Raw genomic sequence first — 21,604 nt, forward strand, 5'->3', positions numbered from 1 at the left:
CGCCTGCACGGCGAGCTCGGACACGCGACCCCCGCCGAGCACGAGGCCGCCCACTATGCGGCCGAACCCCCTGCGTCACTCCAGAAAACCAGCTAACCCACTCTCCACAAAACCCGGGGCTTGACACGTCCCACCATCCGCCTGTGCGGTCCCCGCACATCGCGACCAGGGCGTTCACCAGGTCGCTGTCCGTGCACTCGTACCGGAATGCCATGCGCCGCACGCGCTCGGGGCTCACCCCGTGACGACCGGCCTCCGTGCTGGTGATGACCGTTCTCTTGGTGTCCAGCAGGGCCGCCGCCTGTTCCGTGGACAGCCCGGCCTCTTCGCGCAGCTTGCGAAGCTCCGCTCCCAACCGCTGCTGCCGCGCGGTGGGATTGCTTCTCGGCGGCATGGGTTCCCTCTCGTTCCGGTGCGCTTCAGTCTGCCTTGCGGCAGGAAGCGGATCAACGCGAGAGTCCCGAGTAGGTAGCACATGTACCCCCTATCCTCTACTGTGAGTGCCGAGTCAGTCACTTGAAGCAATGCCGGAAGTGCACCGCGCGAGCCTGCCCGCCTGCCTTGAGACGGGTGCGTCCGCGACCAGGGCGGCATGCCACCGGCCCCGTCAAACGTGCCGCATCACATCGGAGTTCGTCATGCCTGCGATTCCTCGCATCCCCGTCTCCTGGCGCTTCCCCGCCCATCCGTCGTCTGTGCGGCTGGCGCGGCAGGCCGTGTCCGAGACCCTGCCGTACGCTCTGCTGCCCGATCTGCGTGACGGCATCGGCCTGTTGACGTCCGAGCTGGTCACCAACGCCGTGCGGCATGGGGCGGGCGCGGAAGATGGCGATCTCGTCGAGCTGGTGCTGTGGCCCGCCGACGGCCACTACTGGCTCGCCGTCTCCGACCCCGGTACCGGCGGCGGACGCACGCCTGTGGTGCGGCGGCCGGGCACGGGGTGCGAGTCGGGGCGGGGGCTGCTACTGGTCGACCAGGTTGCCGCAGCCTGGGCCGTGCGGCCGGGCGTCGTGCGTGGGACGTGCGTTGTCGCCGGCGTGTCCCTCGGCCGGGAGGCGTGAGTGTTCGCGCGGTCAGGGGGCCTGGCGGGCCGGGGCCGGCGTGGCGGGCATCTCCGGGGCGGGCGCCAAGGGCGCGTGGTGGGCGCGGGCGGATGTTGCCGTCGCGAGCGCCGCGTCTATGCGGGACAGTGCCTCGCGCTTCGCGCACGCGTGGGCGCCGAGGGACACCTGGCGGGCCACGATGCCGCGTTCCGCGCGCATCAGGCGCCAGCCGCGCCTGAGCAGGAACGCGACCGACTTGCGGCCCTCGCGCAGGTCGCGCAGCAGCCTGCGGCGGAACGTCGTCGACGGGCGTCCGCGCAGGCACAACGCGTCCGCCAGCACGCCGAGTTCGCGGCAGCGCGCCACGACCTCGGCGGCGAAGACTCCCTCCGCCACGAACGCCGGCGCGGACCCCAGGTCGAGTTCCGCCGTGCCCGTGCGCGAGCTCGTCGGGATGTCGTACACGGGCACGTCCGTACGGCCCGTGTCGTGCAGTTCGACGATCGCGGCGACCGCGGCCGCCGCGTCCCACGAACCCGGCGCGTCCCAGTCGACGTCCGTGCTGCCCGCCACCAGCGGCAGCGTCGGGTCGTCGCACTCCTTGTAGAAGTCGTCGAGGCGCAGCACGGGGAGTCCCGTGCGCTCCGCGAGGGACGACTTCCCGGAACCTGAGGGGCCTGACAGCAGCAGGACGGGCGTCGGGCGGCGGGGAGTATGCGTCACGAGACACCAGTTTGACGCATGCACCCGCACAGGGGACCCACCGGGACCTCGTACGGGGGAGTGGTGGGCGCGGCGGCCGCGCGTCAATTACTGTTCGTGGCGATCCGATCACGCGTCTGGAATGGAAGCTTTCATGGCACGGCACGCAGCTCCACCGCCCACCCGTCACGCGCTGCTGCGCGCGGGGCTGACCGTCACCGCCGCCGGCGCCGCGCTCGGCCTGAGCGCGGCAGCCGCCCAGGCGGCCGACCAGGGGAGCGCGGGAGCGCAGCGGCAGCAGGCGGCGACGGCCACGACGCAGGCGCTGACGGGCGCGGTCACGAACGCCACGGGCGGCGCGGCCAAGTCCGTCACCGACCTCCAGCTCGACCCGCTGGCCAACACGGGCGTCGACCCGCTCGACAACGGACTCGGCACGCAGGTCGCCGACTTCAAGCCGGTGTCGACGAAGCCGCTCACGGACCCGATCGCGCAGGGCGGCGCGCTCTCCACGCTCCCCGTGACCGGGCAGGTCGTCGGGTTGCTCGGGCGCTGAGAGAGTCCTAGCGGGGCAGGCAGCCGGGCGGGGCGGGGGCGTTGGGCCGCCTGCCGACCCGACCCGACCCGCCCCGCCCCGCGAGCGAGCCCGCGTTAGTACGACCCGCCCGACACGCCCAGCGCGCCCGTCGGGTGCCAGACCGTCTTCGTCTCCAGGAACGCCGTCATGCGGCGCGTCCCCGGGTCCTGCGTCCAGTCGTCCGCCGCCGGGCCGCCCTGGCCCGACGGGCGCAGCACCCGCTTGAGGTTGTCCGCCGCCGCGACCTCAAGGTCCTTCGCCAGCGCCGCGTCCCCGCCCGCGCCCGTCAGGTCGATGCCGTTGACGTCCTGGTGCGCGGCGAGCGGCGCCGCGATCTCCGCCGTGCGCCCGGACAGGACGTTGACCACCCCGCCCGGCACGTCGGACGTGGCCAGGACCTCGGACAGCGACAGGGCGGGCAGCGGGCGCGTCTCGCTCGCGACCACCACGGCCGTGTTGCCCGTCGCGACGACCGGCGCCACCACCGACACCAGGCCGAGCAGGGACGACTGCTGCGGGGCGAGCACCGCGACCACGCCCGTGGGCTCCGGGGACGAGAGGTTGAAGTAGGGCCCCGCCACCGGGTTCGCGCCGCCCACCACCTGGGCGATCTTGTCCGTCCAGCCCGCGTACCAAACCAAGCGGTCGATGGACGCCTCCACGACGGCCGCCGCCTTGGCCCGCGAGAGGCCCTCCGCGTCGGCGACCTCGCGGACGAACTGGTCCGCGCGGCCCTCCAGCATCTCCGCGATCCGGTACAGCACCTGGCCGCGGTTGTACGCGGTGGCGCCCGACCAGCCGCCGAACGCCTTGCGCGCCGCGACGACCGCGTCGCGCGCGTCCTTGCGGGACGAGCGGGGGGCGTTGGCGAGCCACCGGCTCTTGGCATCCGTCACTTCGTACACCCGGCCGCTCTCGCTGCGGGGGAACTTGCCCCCCACATACAGCTTGTAGGTCTTGAGGACCGTCAGCCGGCCCTTGCCGTCGCTGTCAGACATCGAGGTACGCCTCCAGGCCGTGGCGGCCGCCCTCGCGGCCGTAACCCGACTCCTTGTAGCCGCCGAACGGCGACGTCGGGTCGAACTTGTTGAACGTGTTCGCCCAGACGACGCCCGCCCGGAGCCTGTCCGCGACCGCGAGGATCCGCGAACCCTTCTCCGTCCAGACGCCCGCGGACAGCCCGTAGGGCGTGTTGTTGGCCTTCGCCACCGCCTCGTCCGGCGTGCGGAACGTCAGGACCGAGAGCACCGGGCCGAAGATCTCCTCCTGCGCGACGGTGTGGGCCTGCGCCACGCCCGTGAACAGCGTCGGCGCGAACCAGTAGCCGGACGACGGCAGTTCGCACTCCGGCGACCAGCGTTCCGCGCCCTCGGCCTCGCCGATCCCCGTCAGCTCGCGGATCTTCGCGAGCTGCTGAGCAGAGTTGATCGCGCCGATGTCGGTGTTCTTGTCCAGCGGGTCGCCGAGGCGCAGCGTGGTGAGCCTGCGCTTGAGCGCGTCGATCAGCTCGTCCGCGACCGACTCCTGCACGAGGAGGCGCGAGCCGGCGCAGCACACCTGGCCCTGGTTGAAGAAGATGCCGGTCACGATGCCCTCGACGGCCTGGTCGATCGGGGCGTCGTCGAAGACGATGTTCGCCCCCTTGCCGCCGAGTTCGAGCGTGACCTTCTTCCTCGTGCCCGCCACCTGCCGCGCGATGGCCTTGCCGACCTCGGTCGAACCGGTGAACGCGACCTTGTCGACGTCCGGGTGCGACACGAGCGCCGCGCCCGTCGAGCCGTCGCCCGTCAGGATGTTGACGACACCCTTCGGCAGCCCGGCCTGGCGGCACACGTCCGCGAAGAACAGCGCGGACAGCGGGGTGGTCTCGGCGGGCTTGAGCACGACGGTGTTGCCGGTGGCCAGCGCGGGCGCGATCTTCCAGGCCAGCATCAGCAGCGGGAAGTTCCACGGGATGACCTGCGCCGCCACGCCCAGCGGGCGCGGGTCGGGGCCGAGCCCGGCGTGGGCCAGCTTGTCGGCCCAGCCAGCGTGGTAGAAGAAGTGCGCGGCGGCCTGCGGGACATCGAAGTCCCGCGTCTCCTTGATGGGTTTGCCGTTGTCGAGCGTCTCCAGGACGGCCAGCTCGCGCGAGCGCTCCTGGATGATCCGCGCGATGCGGAAGAGGTACTTCGCCCGTGCGCTGCCGGGCAGCGCCGACCACTTCTCGAACGCCTTGCGCGCCGCGCGCACCGCGCGGTCGACGTCCTCCTCGCCCGCCTGCGCGACCTCGGAGAGCACCTCCTCGGTGGCGGGGGCGACCGTCTTGAAGACCTTGCCGCCGGCGGCCTCCGTGAACTCGCCGTCGACGAACAGGCCGTACGAGGGCGCGATGTCGACGACGGAGCGGGACTCGGGCGCCGGCGCGTAGGCGAACGGGGAGCCCGCGTGGCCGGGCGCGTTGTCCGGGTGGCCGGATGCGGAACCGGTGCCGGTGCCGGGTGCTGTATTCGGCGATGCCATGGGTATCAGTCCACCGTCACGTAGTCGGGACCGGAGTAGCGCCCGGTGCGCAGCTTCTGGCGCTGCATCAGCAGGTCGTTGAGGAGGGACGACGCGCCGAAGCGGAACCAGTGGGACGTCAGCCAGTCGGGCCCGGCCGTCTCGTTCACCAGGACGAGGTACTTGACGGCGTCCTTCGTCGTGCGGATGCCGCCCGCGGGCTTCACGCCCACCTGCGTGCCCGTCTGCGCGCGGAAGTCGCGCACGGCCTCCAGCATGAGGAGGGTGTTGGCCGGGGTGGCGTTCGTGCCGACCTTGCCGGTGGAGGTCTTGATGAAGTCCGCGCCCGCGAGCATCCCGAGCCAGGACGCGCGGCGGATGTTGTCGTACGTCGACAGCTCGCCCGTCTCGAAGATGACCTTCAGCCGCACGTGCCCCGTGCACTCGGCGCGCACCGCGCGGATCTCCTCGTACACGTCGAGGTAGTGCCCGGCGAGGAAGGCGCCGCGGTCGATGACCATGTCGATCTCGTCGGCGCCCGCCGCGACGGCGGAGCGCACGTCGGCGAGTTTCACGTCGAGCGCGGCCCGTCCGGCCGGGAAGGCGGTCGCGACGGAGGCCACCTTCACGTCGGCGTCGCCGAGCGCGGCCCTGGCCGTCGCCGCCATGTCGGGGTAGACGCAGACGGCGGCCGTCATGGGCGCGGAGCGGTCGGACGGGTCGGGGCGCAGGGCCTTCGCGGCGAGCGACCTGACCTTGCCGGGGGTGTCGGCGCCCTCAAGGGTGGTCAGGTCGATCATCGAGATCGCCAGGTCGATGGCGTGGGCCTTGGCGGTGGTCTTGATCGACCGCGTGCCGAGCGCGGCGGCGCGGGCCTCCAGGCCTACGGGGTCGACGCCGGGGAGCCCGTGCAGGAAGCGCCGCAGCGTGCTGTCCGACGAGGCGACGCCGGCGAGCGGGGACGGGGTGCTGGTGGACATGGTCACCAGGGCAGCATATCTACGCGCGTAGCGGTATGTACAGGCCGGGAGGCGGTACGGGGGCCCCGGATCGGACCGGGAGGGGTGCTGGAGGTAACGGGCGGGCGAGCCGATCGATAACGACCGAGAACCGTCGTCCTCCCTTCGCGCGCGCGTGCGGCAGAATCGTAGGTATGGCACGTTCCGAACAGCAACCGTCCGAGGCCGAGCAGAGGTCGTCGGCCGAGCAGCGGTCGCCCGAGGCCGCCGTCCCCGCGGCTTCGACCGCGGCAGGGGACGCCGCCCTCGCGGCCGGGGCCCCGGCGCCCTCCGGCCAGGCCCCGTACTCCGACCGGGTCTACCGGTCGGGCGGCGGTATCGCCGGCGGCGCGCTCGTGCTGGCACTCGTCCTCTGGCTCGGCATCGACGCGCTGTTCACGGCGCACGGCCGGGCGCCGTGGCTGTCGCTCGCCGCGCTGCTCTTCGTCGTGCCGCTGCTGGTCGCCTACACGGTCAGGCCGGCGGTCTTCGCGGGCAAGGACCAGGTCAGGATCAGGAACCCCTTCCGCACGATCTCCGTGCCGTGGGGTGCGATGAAGCACATCCGGGCGCGCTTCAGCACGGAGCTGTTCACGCACGACGGCGCGAAGTACCAGATGTGGGCCGTGCCCGTCAGCCTTCGCCAGCGCAAGCGCTCGGACCGCAGGATGGCCCGCATGGAGCGGTCCGCCCCCGCCTCGTCGGGCGCCAGGCAGGCGGCGATGAGCTTCTCGGCCTCGGCGGCCGACCCCAAGCTGGCCCAGGCGGACCAGGCGATCGTCGAGATGCGCGAGCTGGCGGACCGCGCGACGGCGAACACGGAGGACGGGCCCGCCGGCGCGCCGGTGGTGCGCTGGGCGTACGAGGTGATCGCCCCGGCGCTCGCGGGCGCGATCCTGCTGATCGTGCTGATCGCGCTGGGCTGAGTTCCGCGCCGGGGCCGATCGGGCTTCGAACCGGGGCCGATCGGGCCTCGAACCGCGGCCGTTACGCCTTGGCCGCCTGCTGGATGCGCACCATGGTGCCCGAGGGGTCGCGGAACGCGCAGTCGCGCGGGCCCCAGGGCTGGTCGATGGGCTCCTGCAGCACCTCGGCGCCGGACGCCCGCACCCGCTCGAACGTGGCGTCGAGGTCGTCGGTGCTGAAGACGGTCATCGGCAGGACGCCCTTGGTGAGCAGCTCCTGGAGGGCGTCGCCGTCGGCCTGTGAGCGGCCGGCGTGCGGCTGCGAGAGCACGATCTCGAGGCCCGGCTGCGTCGCGCTGCCGAGGGTGACCCAGCGGGCCCCGTCGGAACCGACGTCGTTGCGGGTTTCGAGGCCGAGCGCGTCGCGGTAGAAGGCGAGCGATTCGTCCAGGTCGTTGACGGTGACGTGGCAGTACTGGAGTGCGATGGTCATGCCGTCAACGTTAGGCAGCGGCGGCGGGGCGCGCTTCTCCGATCCTGCTCTGTGCGGTGGCCGCGGTCGCTGCCGGCGCCGTCCTCGTCGGGCGCGTGCGCACCTTGGCCTCGCACGCGGGCATCGCCGCCACGGCCAGGTGCTCGCGCCCGCGGTAGGCGCTCGGCGTCTCGCCCACGACCTCGGTGAAGCGGGCGCTGAACGAGCCGAGCGACGTACAGCCGACGGCCATGCACGCGTCGGTCACGCTCATGCCGCCGCGCAGCAGCGCCATCGCGCGCTCTATTCGGCGCGTCATGAGGTAGCTGTACGGGGTCTCCCCGTACGCCGCACGGAACCGCCGCGAGAAGTGCGCAGACGACATGAGCGCGTGGCGGGCCATCGCGGGCACGTCGAGCGGGCGCGCGTACTCGCGGTCGATCAGGTCACGCGCACGGCGCAGGTGCACGAGGCCGGCGAGCTCCTCCGGTGTCATGCAAACGACGCTAGCACCGCACACTGACAGCCCGCTCCACCTGCGGAAACGTCTCCCGCAGGGCCCCCGCGGGAGACGAGCCCGGCAGGCGTCACAGGCGTCACAGACCCGCAGCGCGCGCCACGTCCGCCTTGAGGGCTTCGAGTACCTCCCGCGCCGTGGCCTTGGCGCCCGGGAGGTCCGGGGCCGACGGGACCGGGATCACGACCTCCAGGTAGCACTTGATCTTGGGTTCCGTGCCGCTGGGGCGGACGATGACCCGGGCCTCGTGCTCACCGGTCAGCGTGTAGCGCAGGCCGTCGGTGGGCGGGAGGCCGCCGGGTCCCGACGCCAGGTCCTCGGCGCGCGCCACGCGCAGTCCCGCGAGCGCCGTCGGCGGCTGCTCGCGCAGGCGGCGCATGGCGGCCGCGATGAGGGACAGGTCGTCCACGCGCGCGGAGAGCTGGTCGGTGGCGTGCAGGCCGTGGGCGAGCGCCAGGTCGTCGAGCTCGTCCTGGAGGGTCCTGCCGTGCTCCTTCAGCTCGGAGACGAGCTCCGCCACCAGCAGCGCCGCAGTGATCCCGTCCTTGTCGCGCACGCCGTCCGGGTCGACGCAGTACCCGATCGCCTCTTCGTACCCGTAGCGCAGGCCGGGGACGCGGGCGATCCACTTGAACCCCGTCAGCGTCTCCTCGTACGGAACGCCCGCCGCCGCGGCGATGCGGCGCAGCAGCGACGACGACACGATCGACTCGGCGAACGTGCCCTTCGCGCCCTTGCGCACCAGGTGCGCGGCGAGCAGCGCGCCGAGCTCGTCGCCCTTGAGCGTCCGCCATCCGGCGGTGGACGACGGGTCGGGCACGGCGACCGCGCAGCGGTCCGCGTCCGGGTCGTTCGCGATGACCACGTCGGGCCGTGCCTCGCGCGCGGTGCGGAACGACAGGTCCATCGCGCCCGGCTCCTCCGGGTTCGGGAACGCGACCGTCGGGAACGCGGGGTCGGGCTCGGCCTGTTCCGCGACTGTCACGGGCGCGGGAAAGCCGGCCGCCTCGAACGCCGCGAGCAGGGTGCGCGTGCCCACGCCGTGCAGCGCGGTGTGCACGACACGGGCCGTGCGCGGGGAGCCCTCCGTCAGCACCGCGCGCGTGCGTGCGAGGTAGGAGTCGAGGACGGTGCCGTCCAGGACCTCCCACCCGTCGGCGGGGCGCGCCACGCCGGACAGCGCGCCGGCCGCCTCGATGTGCGCGGCGATCTCACCGTCCGCGGGCGGCACGATCTGGGAGCCGCCGCCGAGGTAGACCTTGTAGCCGTTGTCCTGCGGCGGGTTGTGGCTGGCCGTCACCTGCACGCCCGCGACCGCCCCCATGTGCTGCACCGCGAAGGCGAGCACCGGGGTCGGCAGCGGGCCGGGCAGCAGCGCGGCGCGCAGCCCCGCGCCCGTCATGACCGCCGCCGTGTCCCGCGCGAACTCCGCGGACTTGCAGCGCGCGTCGTAGCCCACGACGACGAGCCCGCCGCCGTCGCCCTGCTCCCGCAGGTACGCGGCGAGGCCGGCGGCGGCGCGGATGACGACGGCGCGGTTCATCCGCATGGGCCCGGCGCCGAGGGCGCCGCGCAGGCCCGCCGTGCCGAACTGGAGCATGCCGGAGAAGCGCTCGGCGAGCGCGGCGGCGTCGCCGGAGTCGATCAGCGCGCGCAACTCGGCGCGGGTGTCGCCGTCGGGGTCCTCGGCCAGCCACGCCTCGGCGCGTGCGGTGGTCGTGGCCGCGGTCGCGGACGTGCCGGGGTCCTGCTGCACGATGGGTCCTCCCTGCGGGAAATCAACTACGGTACGAGCTCCGCGGCGCGGCGCCCACGGCACGCACGCGCGTGCGTCCGGTTTCCGCCACACACGCGCGTGCGTTGGACGGACGCGAACGGCACGCGCGCGGGCCGGATCGCGTCACACGCGGGCCAGGCGGGTCACGCCGATCACCCGCGCGGGTCACGCGAATCACACGCGGTCGAGCACGCGCGCGAGCAGGGCGCCCATCTGCTTGGCCGAGTCGCGGCCCGCCTGGATGACCTCCTCGTGGTTGAGGGGCTGGCCGCTCAGGCCCGCCGCGAGGTTCGTCACCAGCGAGATGCCCAGCACCTCGGCGCCCGCCTCGCGCGCGGCGATGGCTTCGAGCACCGTGGACATGCCGACGAGGTCGCCGCCCATGACCCGCACCATGGCGATCTCGGCGGGCGTCTCGTAGTGCGGCCCGGGGAACATCACGTACACGCCCTCTTCGAGGGCCGGGTCGATCTCCTTGCACAGGGCGCGCAGCCGCGGCGAGTACAGGTCCGTCAGGTCGACGAAGCGGGCGCCGACGACGGGGGAGACACCCGTCAGGTTGATGTGATCGCTGATCAGCACCGGCTGACCCGGGCGCATGCCCTCGCGCAGGCCGCCGCAGCCGTTGGTCAGGACGACCGTCTTGCAGCCCGCGGCGATCGCCGTGCGCACGCCGTGCACCACGGCGCTCACGCCGTGGCCCTCGTAGTGGTGCGTGCGGCCGAGGAAGACCAGCGCGCGCTTGCCGCCGCCGACCACGTACGAGCGGACGGTGCCCACCTGGCCCTCGACGACCGGGGGCGGGAAGCCGGGCAGGTCGGCCATCGGGAACTCCGCCTCGGGGGCGCCGAGGGCCTCGACGGCAGGCGCCCAGCCGGAGCCGAGTACGAGGAGGAGGTCGTGGCTGTCGGCCCCGGACAGCTCGCTCAGCCGCGCGGCGGCATGGTCCGCTGCGGCATGGGGGTCGACGGGCCCGTCGGCGGTGGCCTGAGTAGCAGATGCGTTCACACGGGGGAGCCTAGCCGCTCCGGCCCTACGCGCGTAGATGAACGGGCGTACGGTGTTGTGATCGTTGCGTTGTCGTTTCCGACGAGCGCGCGACGAGATTTGCGCGTTCTGGTGACGAGCGCGACTCTTGCGAGGCGCGACCGGCGATGGACGACGGCGGCCTGCCGCCGTCAGCAGGGACGCTTGCGCAGCTCCATCACGTAGTCGTGCGGCGCGCCCGCCGACTCCGCCGCGTCCGCGATCTCGCCCAGGTAGCGGGCGGAGGGCAGACCGCCCTCGTACCCGTTCAGCACGTACAGCCAGGACGGCTCCGCGCCGTCGAGCGTGTCGACCCGCACCCGCATCCGGCGGTAGATGTCGAGCCCGACGCCCTCCCAGCGGTCCATCGAGTCCTCGTCCATCGGCGCGATGTCGTAGAGGGTCACGAAGACCTGCTCCCTGGGCGCCTCGACGATCGTCGCGAGCGCGCCCTCCCAGCCCATCTGCTCGCCGCCGAACGTGAGCCGCCACCCGTTGAGCCACCCTGTGCCGCGCAACGGGGAGTGCGGGGCGCGGCGGGACATCAGCCGCGCATCGAGGTTGCCGGCGTACGCGGCGTAGAGCGACATGGGGTCGAGGGTACGGGAGGTGCGGTGGGGGCGGGGCGCGCGGGCCGATCCGCGGAGCGTCACGCACGGGCCGGCCGCCCGCCCGTACGGGCCCGCGGGCCATGCCCGTACGCACGTGTGGACGGTGGCGTACGGCTCTCGCACGGTGGCGTACGGCCTTCGCACGGTGTCGTGCGTCACGTACGGGCCGTCCCGTACGGACAGCCCGTACGGGACGGCCCGTACGGTGACATATGACGCCACACGGGCCGTCGCGCGCGCACTTCACGGCCGCCACGCCGACCCGCACGGGCCGCCGCCCGGGGCCCCTGTCGCGTGCGGGACAATGAGTGGCGTATCCCAGCGCGCATCGGGCGTCCTCCTCTCCCGGGCGCATCCAAGGACCCCGGCCGGGGCGGCAGGCGGCCGGGCAGACGACGCGAGGCTGATTTTTCGTGACCCGGATCGTGATCATCGGTGGCGGACCCGGCGGCTACGAGGCGGCCCTTGCGGCCGCCCAGCTCGGCGCGGAGGTGACCGTCGCCGACTGCGACGGGCTCGGCGGCGCCTCGGTGCTGACCGACTGCGTACCGTCGAAGACCCTCATCGCCACGGCCGAGGTGATGACGTCCTTCGACTCCTCCTACGAGGAGCTCGGCATCATCGTCGCGGACGACACCCCTCCCATCGAGCAGGCGGCGCGGGTCGTCGGCGTGGACCTCGGGAAGGTCAACCGCAGGGTCAAGCGGCTCGCGCTCGCGCAGTCCCACGACATCGCCGCCTCGGTGACGCGCGCCGGCGCCCGCGTCCTGCGCGGCCGCGGCAGGCTCGACGGTGGCCAGGCGCTCGACGGCTCGCGCAAGGTCGTCGTCAGCCTCGCCGACGGGGAAGAGGAGGTCCTCACGGCGGACGCCGTGCTGATCGCCACGGGCGGCCACCCCCGCGAGATCCCCGACGCGCAGCCGGACGGCGAGCGGATCCTCAACTGGACGCAGGTCTACGACCTGGACGAGCTCCCCGAGGAGCTCATCGTGGTCGGCTCGGGCGTCACCGGCGCCGAGTTCGCCGGCGCGTACCAGGCGCTGGGCTCGCGCGTCACGCTGGTCTCGTCGCGCGACCGCGTGCTGCCCGGCGAGGACCCGGACGCGGCGGCGGTGCTGGAGGACGTCTTCCGCCGACGCGGCATGAATGTCATGTCGCGCTCGCGCGCGGCGGCAGCCAAGCGGGTCGGCGACCGGGTCGAGGTCACGCTCGCCGACGGCCGCGTCATCTCCGGCACGCACTGCCTGATGGCCGTCGGCTCGATCCCGAACACGGCGGGCATGGGCCTCGAAGAGGCCGGCGTCGTGCTCAAGGAGTCGGGCCACATCAAGACCGACCGCGTCTCGCGGACGTCCGCGCCCGGCGTCTACGCGGCGGGCGACGTGACGGGCGTGTTCGCGCTCGCGTCGGTCGCGGCCATGCAGGGCCGCATCGCGATGTACCACTTCCTCGGCGACGCGGTGGCACCGCTGAACCTCAAGTCGGTGTCGTCGAACGTGTTCACCGACCCGGAGATCGCGACCGTCGGCTACAGCCAGGCGGACATCGACAACGGCAAAATCGACGCGCGCGTCGTCAAGCTGCCGCTGCTGCGCAACCCCCGGGCCAAGATGCAGGGCATCAGGGACGGCTTCGTGAAGATCTTCGCGCGCCCCGGCACGGAGATCGTGGTCGGCGGCGTCGTCGTCGCACCGCGCGCGAGCGAGCTGATCCACCCGATCTCGATCGCGGTGGACAACAACCTGACGGTAGAGCAGATCGCGAACACGTTCACGGTCTACCCGTCGCTCTCGGGCTCGATCGCGGAGGTGGCGCGGCAGCTGCACGCACGGAAGACACCCGAGGAGATCTGACGCGCCGTCAGGCGCATCGCGCCCGCGGCGCGCCGCGCCGGCTCGCCCGGCCGCGCGCCGCGCCGGCTTACCTCGCCCCGGGCAGCGCCGCTGCCCGGATCCGTGCTCCGGCGTAGGCGCTTCCACGGTCATTGAGGGCCCTGGTCGTCGAGATGCGTTCAAGCGGCAGTCCGTCGGCGCGACGCGAAGTAAACGGAACCCCGGCCACCCTGCTGGCAGCCGGGGGCAGAGAAGGATCACTCAGCGGCGGCGAGGACACGCCCCCGCAGTGGCTCAGCGGTCAGCATGTCCGCGAACTGCCAGGATGCGGCAGACACTTCCTCAGTCTGGAGCTCGAATGCGTCGGCGGTCGTGCGAAACAGGAACCTGAAGTCGAAGTGCTGGTGGTCCGGCTCTCCCTTGGCCGGGTTGGCCGGGATCGGGTGGGGGTCGACGTGCAGCGGCAGTGGCGTGGCGAGTGTGACCGAAGCCGCGTCGATGCCGGTTTCCTCGGCCAGCTCGCGCAATGCGGCCTGGACGAGCGTGTCGTCCTCGTCCTCCACGTGCCCGCCCGGCAGGAGCCACCGGCTCAGCGCGCGATGCTCGATGGTCAAGACGCGCCCATCCGGGCGCAACAGCACCGCCCCGGCCGTAACGTGGCCGCGGAACTCCTTGCGCGATGCGATGCCATCGCCGGTCTCGCTGAGGACACGGTCGAGCTCGGCCAGCTCGGCCCTGTCCTCCGGGTACTTGTCGAAGTAGGCGTTCAGCGTTTCGTGGACATGCTGAGCCGTGATCGGCACGGGTGCTCCTATCGATTGAAGTAGTTGAGCCAGGCGTCGGCGATGACCGTCCGGTCTTCGGACGCAACCTCGTGCATACCGCTTCCGAGTCCGCCACGCGCGAGCGACCTGATCCCCGCCAGGATTTCCGCCTGAACGAGGAAGATGAACGGTCCGACGGACGCGCCGTGCAGGAAGTTGACGGCGTTGCCGCCGTTGAGCAGATAGAAGTAGTGCCCGGTGGTCTGGTAGCGCGTGATGTGGTCGTCAGTGACCGTGCGGGTGTACACGTCGGGCAGCCGTTCGAGGTCGAGCTCGTCCTCAGACGACGTCACGGTGGCTACGTACGCGCCATTGCGGAGAGCCGAGAAGTCCTCCCCGCGCAACGAGACGCTGCCAGTGGCGCAAAGGACCAGGCCCGCCCCGTGCAGCGCTGCATCGCGGTCCCGGGCGACCGTGAAGCCCTGGCTGAGCGCTTGAGCGCGTCTGACAGGGTCGATGTCGTGGACGGTCACCTGTACGCCTTTGGCGTGCAGGAGCCGGGCGATCGAGCTGCCCAGCTTGCCGAATCCGATCACCAACGCCGGCCTCCCGTGCATGATGTCCCCCCGCGCCCGCATGAGTGCCTCGGTGGAGAAGACGACGGACTGCCCGACGAGGAAGTCCTCCGGGTCCTTGAGAGGCGACCTGGCCACCGAGATGACCGGGCAAGGGAGCTTGTCGCGGTCGGCGTACCTGCGGTGACCGTTCTCGGTGTCCTCGACCACGCCCAGGATGCGGCCCGAGAAGCTTCCGCACAGAACGTCGAGGGAGGGGGCGAAGTATCCACCGACATCCAGGAGCACGAGCTCCTGACCGGCTGCCCGAGTCTCGACGAAGTCCAAGGCGGCGTCGGGGTCTTCGAACAGGGAGCGCGTCAGGGTCTCGCAGGGTGTGTGCCTTTCGACCTCGCGTCTTGCGTGCGGGTCTACGGACTTCGGTTTCGGGAGGACCGCGAGCAGGTGGGACGCTGTCCCCACTGCCCGGACGAACGACGGCCGGTCGGCGAGAAGGTGCGTGATGAGCACTGCGGCCGGCGGCCCCGGGGTTACGAAATGGGAGTTGATGCGAGCGAAGTAGGAGTCGAGCCGAGCGCGTTCGAAGGCTTCCACTGAGTATCGCCTTTCAGTTCCGTGGTAGCGGGTTCAGAAGCCGCTGGGTGACTCGTCCGTGACGTCCGGGGGCGCGGTGTCGGACGCCAGGTCCTCGACACGTATCGGAGCCCCGCGCCAGAGCAGCGTCACGCTGTGCCGCTCGCAGTACGCACCGGCGGAGTCCTCGATCGGGAAAATCATGGGCGTAGCCGCCCCTCTCGCAAACAGTCATCGCTGTTACCTTGGGCGAGTGGCTGGATGTCCTTCTTCGGGCAATCCCACTCGCGTCCGCCTGCAGGGGGCCGGAGCTGGACGTAGGGGCCGACTACGTCCATCACGCGGCCAACCCGTCTTGTCACGGCGTCGATTACCAACTGGCCGACCTCCGGAGCCTTTCGCACACCGTCTTCCATGCCACCTGCTTCCATTGGGTTGCCCATAGCCCGGGAGCGTGTCGACTGCGGCCGGGGTATCTGTCACGTCGAGCTTGAACCCGGACACATGCCGTATCAGCCCATGACCAGGGGCAGTTGGCGCATTGAGGCGCTATCTTGAAGACAGCCCAAACGTCCTTGGGGGGAACCTTGAATACAGCCTTACGATCAGCTATGGATGCGGCAGGCGTTTCGCCACGGCGCCTCGCGCATGAAACTGGGGTGACCGCTAAGACTGTCGAGAGATGGCTGGCGAACGCCGAACTCGTGCCGCACGCCAGGAACCGCGAAGACGCCTGCCGGGCGTTGGGAGTCGATGAAGAAATGCTGTGGCCCCGCGCCGTGACCGACCGGGTGAAGACCGGCAACGACCGTGAGATCGTGCACTCGTACCCCTACCGCAGCGCCTGCCCCTCCCAGGTGTGGAGCGAGTTGATCGCCCGCACTACCGGCGACCTCTTCCTTGCCGGGTACACGAACTACTTCTTCTTCACGCAACTGCCGAACTTCACCGAGACGCTGCGCCGCAAGGCCGAGTCCGGATGCCGGGTCCGCTTCCTGCTCGGAGACCCGGAAGGAGAAGTGACCCGGCAGCGCGAGGTGATCGAAGACGTCGCGCTCACCGTGAGTACGCGCATCAAGATCACGCTGGAGAACCTGGCCCACCTCGGCCCCCTCGAAGGGCTGGAGACGCGGGTCAGCGCTGCCGAGGACGCCGTCAATCACGTCAGCCTCAGCGTCTTCCGCTTCGACGATGACGCCCTCGTCACACCCCACCTGGCGCGTCTCGTCGGCCACGACAGCCCGCTGCTGCACCTGCGCCGAGTCGGTGACGCCTGGATGTTCAGCCGCTTCGCGGAGCACGCAGAGGAACTGTGGTCCCGGGGAGTGGCCGCCGCATAAGCGCGCACCGTACGAACGAAGGAACCTCCCGTGCCCGTACCGCACGACATCGCCGCCGAGACCGAACTCTGGGATGCCTTCGCCGAGTCGGCGTTCAAGGCCGAGGCCGAGCCGTCGTTCTGCTGGACGCAGTACGCAGGTCACGGCCCAGGGCCGGAGCTTCTCGGCGATCCTGCCACCGTGCTGGAGCTGGGGTGCGGCACCGGCCGCGCGCTTGCCCACCTCGCCGCCCGGGGCGTCGAGGCGACGGGCGTGGACCTGTCACCCGTGATGGTGGCCAAGGCGACCGAGCGCTGGGCGCACACCGGCGCCCGGTTCGTGTTCTCCCAGCCGCCCGCGATCCCCGGCGCCTACGGGCCGCAAGGTATGTACAAGGGAGGTTTCGCCGGCAAGGCGATGTACACGTACCGCTACAGCTATCCGCCCCGGGTCTGGGAGCGGCTGCTGGTGCGCGCGGGCTTCCGCTCGGCCGACGCCCGCGTCGTGGAGGCGCCGGAGCCGGGGCACATCGGCACGCTGATCGTCCGGGCCCGGTTGTGACGCCTCCGTCTGCGCGTCACACGTCCGGTCGCTGAGCCGCCCCCTTGCCATGGGCGGTCACCGAGACCGCGACAGCCTCGTCTTCGCTATGACTGTCCGTCTGGAGGGCTGTACCTCAACACCGGGTTCCTGGTGGCCTTCTCCAGCGCGGACGCGAGCGGGATCGCACGCGCGAACAACTCCCTGAGCAGCGCGGGGTCGATCAACTCATCCGTGTTCTTGGCCGGACGGCTGACGAACATCACGCCCTTGGCGACCGTGACGTCGAGGCCCTCGGCGTTCTCGACCATCACCTGGCGCAGTTCCGCGTCGAACACGGCTGCGTCCTGGGCCGCCTGGGACTCCTTCGCCACAGCTCGGACCATGCGTATGGCCTGGGGCAGGCCGAGGTGTTCGGGCTCCTCGGAAGGAAGGTGGCTGTTGTGCGCGTCCAGCTCGCGCGCGTCCCACCCGCGACCGGTCCTGGCCTCAAAGATCCGATCGAACGCGTCGCGGGCCTTCTTGTGCGGGCGGGCACGCGACTCCACCCTCAGCTCGGGACGGGACTCGTCTCCGAGGCGCACGGCGACGTACTTGCGCCAGTCGGAAGGGGACGGGCTGCGGGAGTACGTACCTCGCGACAGGACCGTGACGAGATGGTCAGCGCTGGTCAGGACATCGACGACACAGCTACCTCGGTCGTGGAAGCCACCCGTCAGTGCGCCGGACCCGACGAGCGGATCGACACCGAGCGAGGGCGTGTAGACCAGCTTGTTGGCGGCGGCCATGGACTCAAGGCGCAGACGGCGCTCCCACTGCTTCCGGCCGAACGCGTCACTGCTCGGGCTGTCCCTCGGCTCCATGGCGTGCGCCGCCTTGTACGCGCTCACGGCACTCTTGGCGACCGGATGGGTCAGAGCCCGGTAGTCCAGGCTGGTCAGCCATGCCAGTTCGTTCGGATCCCGATGGTCAGCCACTGCTCGACCGTACCCCCGGCCCGCGCTGTTGCGGTCCCGAGGAAGGTGTCCCGAGGAAGGTGTCCCAGTGAGACACATGTCTCAGCGGGAAAAGTGTCCCATGGGGACATCAGTAGTACCGTGGACGCATGAAGGCGACAGAGCCCGCAACCCCCACGGCAGAGGACCGGCGGCAGCGCAAGGCGCGGAGGACGCGTGAGGCGCTGGCCACCGCCGCGATCGAGCTCATCCTCGAACGCGGTCTCGCCGCCACCACCGTCGAGGCCATCGCCGAGCGCGCCGACGTGACGCGTCGGACCTTCAGCCGGTACTTCGCCGGCAAGGAGGACGCCGCCCTCGACTTCGTCCGCAGCGACGGCGCCCGCATCAACGCCATGCTGCGCCGGCGCCCCGCCGGTGAGCCGGCCCTGACGGCCTACCGCCGCGCCGTGCGCGACTGGCTCGACGACCGGGAGGAGCCGGCCCGGCACACCCAGCCCCGGATGCGCCGCCTGCTTGCCCTGGTGGACGCCGAGCCCGCGCTGTTCGCCGCGTACGAGCGCATCCGGGTCGACGCCCAGGAGGAGTCGATCCGCATCATCGCCGAGCGGCTCCACACCGACGACGTGCACGACGTGCGCCCCGCGGTCGTGGTGGACGCCGCGGCCGGCGTCCTCACCGCCGCCCTGCGCCTGTGGGCGCGTGGCGCGTCGGACGACGGCTCCGCCGACGGCCTCACCGCCCTGGTGGAGCGGGCCTACGACGCCCTGACCACGGAGGCCGCCGCAGCGGTCTCCGATCGCACCAAACAAGATCGCACCAAACAAGAGTGAAGGCACCATGAGCACCACCATCAACGAACAGGCCGCCGAGTTCGCCGGCCGCACCGCCCTCGTGACCGGCTCCGCCTCCGGCATCGGCCTGGCCACCGCCCGCCGGCTCGGCGCCGGCGGCGCGAACGTCGTCATCGCCGACTACAACGCGGACGGCGCGCAGAAGGCCGCCGACGACCTCAAGACGGAGGGCGTCAAGGCCGCCGCCGTCCGGCTCGACGTCACCGACCCCGCGTCCGTCGCCGCCGCCGTCACGTTCGCCACCGACACGTTCGGCGGCCTCGACCTGGCCGTGAACAACGCCGGCATCGGCGGCCCGTCCGCGCCCACCGGCGAGTACGACAGCGACGCCTACAGCCGCGTCGTACGCACCAACCTGGACGGCGTCTTCTACTCCCTGCGCTACGAGCTTCCTGCCATCGAGGCCACCGGCAACGGCGGCGCCATCGTCAACGTCGCCTCCATCCTCGGCTCGGTCGGCTTCGCAGGCTCCGCCGCCTACGTCGCCGCCAAGCACGGCGTGGTCGGCCTGACCAAGACCGCCGCCGCCGAGTACGCGGCCAGGAACATCCGTATCAACGCGGTCGGCCCCGGCTTCATCGAGACCCCGCTGCTGAAGGACATGGACACGGCCGCGCACGACGGCCTCGTCGGCCTGCACCCGGCCGGCCGCCTCGGCCGTCCCGAAGAGGTCGCCGAGCTGGTCGCGTTCCTGCTGTCCGACCGCGCCTCGTTCGTCGCTGGCAGCTACCACCTCGTCGACGGCGCCTACACCGCACTCTGACCGCCGAGTCCCCGGAAGGAGCCACCCACCATGAAGGCACTGCAATACCGCACCATCGGCGCCGCCCCCGAGGTCGTCACCGTCCCCGACCCCGAGCCCGGCCCCGGCCAGGTCCTGCTGAAGGTCACCGCGGCCGGCGTCTGCCACTCCGACGTCGCCGTGATGAGCCGGCCCACCGACGACCTCCCCTACCCGCTGCCGCTCACCCTCGGCCACGAAGGCGTCGGCACCGTCGCCGCCCTGGGCGCCGGCGTCACCGGGCTGAGCGAGGGCGACGCCGTCGCCGTCTACGGGCCCTGGGGCTGCGGCACCTGCGCCAAGTGCGCGGAGGGCAAGGAGAACTACTGCCTGCGCGCCACCGACCTCGGCATCATGCCGCCGGGACTCGGCTCGCCCGGCTCGATGGCCGAGTACATGATCGTCGACGATCCCCGGCACCTGGTGCCGCTCGACGGACTCGACCCGGTCGCCGCCGTGCCGCTGACGGACGCGGGTCTCACGCCGTACCACGCGATCAAGCGGTCGCTGCCCAAGCTGGCCGCCGGCTCCACCGCCGTCGTCATAGGCGCCGGCGGCCTCGGCCACGTCGCCGTCCAGCTGCTGCGCGCCATGACACCCGCCCGGGTCATCGCCCTGGACGTCGCCGAGGACAAGCTCGAACTCGCCCGCGCCGTCGGCGCCCACGAGGCCGTCCTCTCCGACGCCGCCGCCGCCGGCACGGTCCGCCAACTGACCGGGGGCAACGGCGCGCAGGCGGTCTTCGACTTCGTCGGCGCCGAGCCGACCGTACGCACCGCCGCCGCCGTGGCCGGTGTCGAGGCGGACATCGCCATCGTCGGCATCGGCGGCGCCGCGCTGCCCGTCGGCTTCGGCCTGCTGCCCTTCGAGGTGTCGGTCACGGCCCCCTACTGGGGGACCCGCGCCGAGCTCATCGAGGTGCTGGCGCTGGCCCGTTCGGGCGCCGTGTCGGTGCACACCGAGACGTTCTCCCTCGACGACGCCCCCGTCGCGTACGAGCGGCTGCACGCCGGCACCGTCAACGGCCGCGCGGTGATCCTGCCCAACGGCTGAGCACGCCGGCTGGGCAATGGTGCCTATACCACCTGTCGGAACGTCGTACGTACAACTTCGTTAATTGGGTGCAAACTGCTGAAAGCAGACGGTCATTGGCGTTACTGTCAGTTTCGTGTTCGCTGCAGAACGTCGCCAGTTGATCCTCGAAATGGTGCGCGCCAACGGGGCCGTGTCGCTCCGTGAGCTCGCCCGCGTCGTCCAGACCTCGGAAGTGACCGTACGCCGTGACGTGCGGGCGCTGGAGGCCGAGGGGCTCCTCGACCGCCGGCACGGCGGTGCGGTGCTGCCCGGCGGCTTAACGCGGGAGTCCGGCTTCCCGCAGAAGTCGCATCTCGCGTCGGCCGAGAAGACGGCCATCGCGGACCTCGCCGCCACGCTGGTGGGGGAGGGCGAGGCGGTCGTCGTCGGCGCCGGCACGACGACGCAGGAGCTCGCCCGCAGACTGGCCCGGGTGCCCGGCCTGACCGTGGTCACCAACTCCCTGCTGGTGGCGCAGGCGCTGGCGCACGCGAACCGCGTCGAGGTGGTGATGACGGGCGGGACCCTGCGCGGTTCCAACTACGCGCTGGTGGGCAGCGGCGCGGAGCAGTCGCTGCAAGGGCTGCGTGTCAGCCGCGCGTTCATCTCGGGTACGGGCCTCACGGCCGAGCGCGGCCTGTCCACGTCCAACATGCTCTCGGCGAGCGTCGACCGGGCGCTGGTGCGCGCGGCCGGCGAGGTGGTGGTCCTGGCGGACCACACGAAGCTGGCCACGGACACCATGTTCCAGACCGTGCCGACGGAGCTGATCAGCAGGCTGGTGACGGACGAGCCCCCCGCACACGACGAGCGGGCGGCGATGGAGCTCCAGGCGCTGGCGGACCAGGGCGTGCAGATCTCCGTCGCGGGAGCCGGTGCCGGAACCGGAGCGGGTGCGGGTGCGGGTGCCGGTACGGGTGCGAGTGGAGGCGGTGGCCTCGGCGCCGGGGCCGCGTCCGACGAGACGGGCGAGGGCGGCGGCGAGCAGCCGCGCGGCCAGGCGCCGCTGCCCGCGCAGCGGCGCACGCACGAGATCGGGAGAGCGCACGACTCAACTGCAGACACCGATGTAGCTGGAATGCCGTCTAGGCGGTGAAAAAGGAGGGGGGGGGGGGGGGGGGGGGGGGCGGGCGGGGGGGGGGGGGGGGGGGGGGGGGGGGGGGGGGGGGGGGGGGGGGGGGGGGGGGGGGGGGGGGGGGGGGGGGGGGGGGGGGGGGGGGGGGGGGG

24 protein-coding genes are annotated in these 21,604 nt (G+C 71.9%); 10 read left to right on the forward strand and 14 right to left on the reverse strand.

What is annotated here, in order from left to right; genetic code table 11:
• Window positions 1–394, reverse strand: a 394-nt coding sequence (locus JFN87_RS23575; RefSeq protein ID WP_209342998.1) for a helix-turn-helix domain-containing protein, incomplete at its 3' end; no start/stop codon positions are given.
• 244 nt (window positions 395–638) lie between these two features.
• Between JFN87_RS23575 and JFN87_RS23580 the strand changes: the two genes are divergently transcribed.
• The gene (locus JFN87_RS23580; RefSeq protein WP_209342999.1) at window positions 639–1,061 is read left to right on the forward strand and encodes an ATP-binding protein; all 423 of its coding nucleotides are present in this window, start codon (window positions 639–641) and stop codon (window positions 1,059–1,061) included.
• Between the two features lie 12 nt (window positions 1,062–1,073).
• On the opposite strand, the gene JFN87_RS23585 is transcribed toward JFN87_RS23580, so the two are convergent.
• Window positions 1,074–1,766: an ATP-binding protein gene (locus JFN87_RS23585; protein ID WP_307865572.1), complete on the reverse strand. Its 693-nt coding sequence runs from the start codon at window positions 1,764–1,766 to the stop codon at window positions 1,074–1,076.
• 133 nt (window positions 1,767–1,899) lie between these two features.
• Between JFN87_RS23585 and JFN87_RS23590 the strand changes: the two genes are divergently transcribed.
• The gene (locus tag JFN87_RS23590) at window positions 1,900–2,301 is read left to right on the forward strand and encodes a hypothetical protein (RefSeq protein ID WP_209343000.1); all 402 of its coding nucleotides are present in this window, start codon (window positions 1,900–1,902) and stop codon (window positions 2,299–2,301) included.
• Window positions 2,302–2,396: 95 nt separating this feature from the next.
• Here the strand turns inward: JFN87_RS23590 and JFN87_RS23595 are convergent, their stop codons facing one another.
• The 3 genes from JFN87_RS23595 to deoC are packed head-to-tail and all read right to left on the reverse strand — an operon-like array spanning window position 2,397 to window position 5,783.
• Window positions 2,397–3,320, reverse strand: a complete 924-nt coding sequence (locus JFN87_RS23595; protein ID WP_209343002.1) for an aldehyde dehydrogenase family protein — start codon at window positions 3,318–3,320, stop codon at window positions 2,397–2,399.
• The gene (locus JFN87_RS23600) at window positions 3,313–4,824 is read right to left on the reverse strand and encodes an aldehyde dehydrogenase family protein (RefSeq protein WP_209343004.1); all 1,512 of its coding nucleotides are present in this window, start codon (window positions 4,822–4,824) and stop codon (window positions 3,313–3,315) included. Before JFN87_RS23600 ends, JFN87_RS23595 begins: the two co-directional genes overlap by 8 nt.
• A 5-nt stretch (window positions 4,825–4,829) precedes the next feature.
• Complete coding sequence (deoC, locus tag JFN87_RS23605; RefSeq protein WP_209343030.1) at window positions 4,830–5,783, reverse strand: deoxyribose-phosphate aldolase; 954 nt, start codon at window positions 5,781–5,783, stop codon at window positions 4,830–4,832.
• 173 nt (window positions 5,784–5,956) lie between these two features.
• Here deoC and JFN87_RS23610 point away from each other — a divergent pair, with 173 nt between their 5' ends.
• Window positions 5,957–6,727: a PH domain-containing protein gene (locus JFN87_RS23610; protein ID WP_209343006.1), complete on the forward strand. Its 771-nt coding sequence runs from the start codon at window positions 5,957–5,959 to the stop codon at window positions 6,725–6,727.
• Window positions 6,728–6,788: 61 nt separating this feature from the next.
• Here JFN87_RS23610 and JFN87_RS23615 read toward each other — a convergent pair whose 3' ends face one another.
• From JFN87_RS23615 to JFN87_RS23635, 5 genes are all read right to left on the reverse strand, one after another.
• Window positions 6,789–7,199, reverse strand: coding sequence for a VOC family protein (locus tag JFN87_RS23615; protein WP_209343008.1), 411 nt, complete (start codon window positions 7,197–7,199; stop codon window positions 6,789–6,791).
• Window positions 7,200–7,209: 10 nt separating this feature from the next.
• Window positions 7,210–7,674 carry a helix-turn-helix transcriptional regulator gene (locus tag JFN87_RS23620; RefSeq protein ID WP_209343009.1) on the reverse strand — a complete coding sequence of 155 codons (465 nt, stop codon included), beginning with the start codon at window positions 7,672–7,674 and terminating at the stop codon, window positions 7,210–7,212.
• Between the two features lie 100 nt (window positions 7,675–7,774).
• Window positions 7,775–9,451, reverse strand: a complete 1,677-nt coding sequence (locus JFN87_RS23625) for a phospho-sugar mutase (RefSeq protein ID WP_209343011.1) — start codon at window positions 9,449–9,451, stop codon at window positions 7,775–7,777.
• 195 nt (window positions 9,452–9,646) lie between these two features.
• Complete coding sequence (locus JFN87_RS23630; RefSeq protein WP_209343013.1) at window positions 9,647–10,480, reverse strand: purine-nucleoside phosphorylase; 834 nt, start codon at window positions 10,478–10,480, stop codon at window positions 9,647–9,649.
• Window positions 10,481–10,650: 170 nt separating this feature from the next.
• On the reverse strand, window positions 10,651–11,088 hold the full coding sequence (locus tag JFN87_RS23635; protein ID WP_030903479.1) for a gamma-glutamylcyclotransferase family protein: 438 nt from the start codon (window positions 11,086–11,088) through the stop codon (window positions 10,651–10,653).
• 434 nt (window positions 11,089–11,522) lie between these two features.
• Between JFN87_RS23635 and JFN87_RS23640 the strand changes: the two genes are divergently transcribed.
• Window positions 11,523–12,962: an NAD(P)H-quinone dehydrogenase gene (locus JFN87_RS23640; RefSeq protein WP_209343015.1), complete on the forward strand. Its 1,440-nt coding sequence runs from the start codon at window positions 11,523–11,525 to the stop codon at window positions 12,960–12,962.
• 236 nt (window positions 12,963–13,198) lie between these two features.
• On the opposite strand, the gene JFN87_RS23645 is transcribed toward JFN87_RS23640, so the two are convergent.
• From JFN87_RS23645 to JFN87_RS23655, 3 genes are read right to left on the reverse strand one after another with little or no spacing between them, the layout of a single operon-like run.
• Window positions 13,199–13,744 carry an NUDIX hydrolase gene (locus JFN87_RS23645; protein ID WP_209343017.1) on the reverse strand — a complete coding sequence of 182 codons (546 nt, stop codon included), beginning with the start codon at window positions 13,742–13,744 and terminating at the stop codon, window positions 13,199–13,201.
• Window positions 13,745–13,752: 8 nt separating this feature from the next.
• Complete coding sequence (locus JFN87_RS23650) at window positions 13,753–14,874, reverse strand: adenosylhomocysteinase (RefSeq protein ID WP_209343019.1); 1,122 nt, start codon at window positions 14,872–14,874, stop codon at window positions 13,753–13,755.
• Window positions 14,875–14,907: 33 nt separating this feature from the next.
• A complete protein-coding gene (locus tag JFN87_RS23655) occupies window positions 14,908–15,057 on the reverse strand; it encodes a hypothetical protein (RefSeq protein WP_209343021.1) in 150 nt (49 codons plus the stop codon).
• A 557-nt stretch (window positions 15,058–15,614) separates the two neighbouring features.
• Here JFN87_RS23655 and JFN87_RS23660 point away from each other — a divergent pair.
• On the forward strand, window positions 15,615–16,193 hold the full coding sequence (locus JFN87_RS23660) for an XRE family transcriptional regulator (RefSeq protein WP_245181006.1): 579 nt from the start codon (window positions 15,615–15,617) through the stop codon (window positions 16,191–16,193).
• A 30-nt stretch (window positions 16,194–16,223) separates the two neighbouring features.
• Complete coding sequence (locus JFN87_RS23665; protein ID WP_209343025.1) at window positions 16,224–16,733, forward strand: class I SAM-dependent methyltransferase; 510 nt, start codon at window positions 16,224–16,226, stop codon at window positions 16,731–16,733.
• Between the two features lie 86 nt (window positions 16,734–16,819).
• On the opposite strand, the gene JFN87_RS23670 is transcribed toward JFN87_RS23665, so the two are convergent.
• Complete coding sequence (locus JFN87_RS23670) at window positions 16,820–17,689, reverse strand: hypothetical protein (RefSeq protein ID WP_209343026.1); 870 nt, start codon at window positions 17,687–17,689, stop codon at window positions 16,820–16,822.
• 128 nt (window positions 17,690–17,817) lie between these two features.
• Between JFN87_RS23670 and JFN87_RS23675 the strand changes: the two genes are divergently transcribed.
• The 4 genes from JFN87_RS23675 (at window position 17,818) to JFN87_RS23690 (ending at window position 21,473) form a co-directional block, all read left to right on the forward strand.
• Window positions 17,818–18,501, forward strand: a complete 684-nt coding sequence (locus JFN87_RS23675) for a TetR family transcriptional regulator (RefSeq protein WP_209343027.1) — start codon at window positions 17,818–17,820, stop codon at window positions 18,499–18,501.
• Window positions 18,502–18,508: 7 nt separating this feature from the next.
• Entirely contained in the window at window positions 18,509–19,285 is a 777-nt protein-coding gene (locus tag JFN87_RS23680) for an SDR family NAD(P)-dependent oxidoreductase (protein ID WP_209343028.1), read from the forward strand.
• 30 nt (window positions 19,286–19,315) lie between these two features.
• Window positions 19,316–20,356, forward strand: coding sequence for an NAD(P)-dependent alcohol dehydrogenase (locus tag JFN87_RS23685; RefSeq protein ID WP_209343029.1), 1,041 nt, complete (start codon window positions 19,316–19,318; stop codon window positions 20,354–20,356).
• 151 nt (window positions 20,357–20,507) lie between these two features.
• Complete coding sequence (locus JFN87_RS23690) at window positions 20,508–21,473, forward strand: DeoR/GlpR family DNA-binding transcription regulator (protein WP_245181007.1); 966 nt, start codon at window positions 20,508–20,510, stop codon at window positions 21,471–21,473.
• The last annotated feature ends 131 nt before the right edge of the window (window positions 21,474–21,604 follow it).

Origin of the sequence: Streptomyces montanisoli (genome assembly GCF_017813245.1) — a bacterium.
GTDB lineage: Bacteria > Actinomycetota > Actinomycetes > Streptomycetales > Streptomycetaceae > Streptomyces > Streptomyces montanisoli.

Coding starts and splice junctions, on each gene's coding strand:
- JFN87_RS23655 (WP_209343021.1), bottom strand. CDS start 15,057: ATGATTTTCCCGATCGAGGACTCCGCCGGTGCGTACTGCGAGCGGCAC.
- JFN87_RS23615 (WP_209343008.1), bottom strand. CDS start 7,199: ATGACCATCGCACTCCAGTACTGCCACGTCACCGTCAACGACCTGGAC.
- JFN87_RS23610 (WP_209343006.1), top strand. CDS start 5,957: ATGGCACGTTCCGAACAGCAACCGTCCGAGGCCGAGCAGAGGTCGTCG.
- JFN87_RS23620 (WP_209343009.1), bottom strand. CDS start 7,674: ATGACACCGGAGGAGCTCGCCGGCCTCGTGCACCTGCGCCGTGCGCGT.
- JFN87_RS23595 (WP_209343002.1), bottom strand. CDS start 3,320: ATGTCTGACAGCGACGGCAAGGGCCGGCTGACGGTCCTCAAGACCTAC.
- JFN87_RS23635 (WP_030903479.1), bottom strand. CDS start 11,088: ATGTCGCTCTACGCCGCGTACGCCGGCAACCTCGATGCGCGGCTGATG.
- deoC (WP_209343030.1), bottom strand. CDS start 5,783: ATGTCCACCAGCACCCCGTCCCCGCTCGCCGGCGTCGCCTCGTCGGAC.
- JFN87_RS23590 (WP_209343000.1), top strand. CDS start 1,900: ATGGCACGGCACGCAGCTCCACCGCCCACCCGTCACGCGCTGCTGCGC.
- JFN87_RS23685 (WP_209343029.1), top strand. CDS start 19,316: ATGAAGGCACTGCAATACCGCACCATCGGCGCCGCCCCCGAGGTCGTC.
- JFN87_RS23680 (WP_209343028.1), top strand. CDS start 18,509: ATGAGCACCACCATCAACGAACAGGCCGCCGAGTTCGCCGGCCGCACC.
- JFN87_RS23675 (WP_209343027.1), top strand. CDS start 17,818: ATGAAGGCGACAGAGCCCGCAACCCCCACGGCAGAGGACCGGCGGCAG.
- JFN87_RS23660 (WP_245181006.1), top strand. CDS start 15,615: ATGCTGTGGCCCCGCGCCGTGACCGACCGGGTGAAGACCGGCAACGAC.
- JFN87_RS23580 (WP_209342999.1), top strand. CDS start 639: ATGCCTGCGATTCCTCGCATCCCCGTCTCCTGGCGCTTCCCCGCCCAT.
- JFN87_RS23600 (WP_209343004.1), bottom strand. CDS start 4,824: ATGGCATCGCCGAATACAGCACCCGGCACCGGCACCGGTTCCGCATCC.
- JFN87_RS23690 (WP_245181007.1), top strand. CDS start 20,508: ATGGTGCGCGCCAACGGGGCCGTGTCGCTCCGTGAGCTCGCCCGCGTC.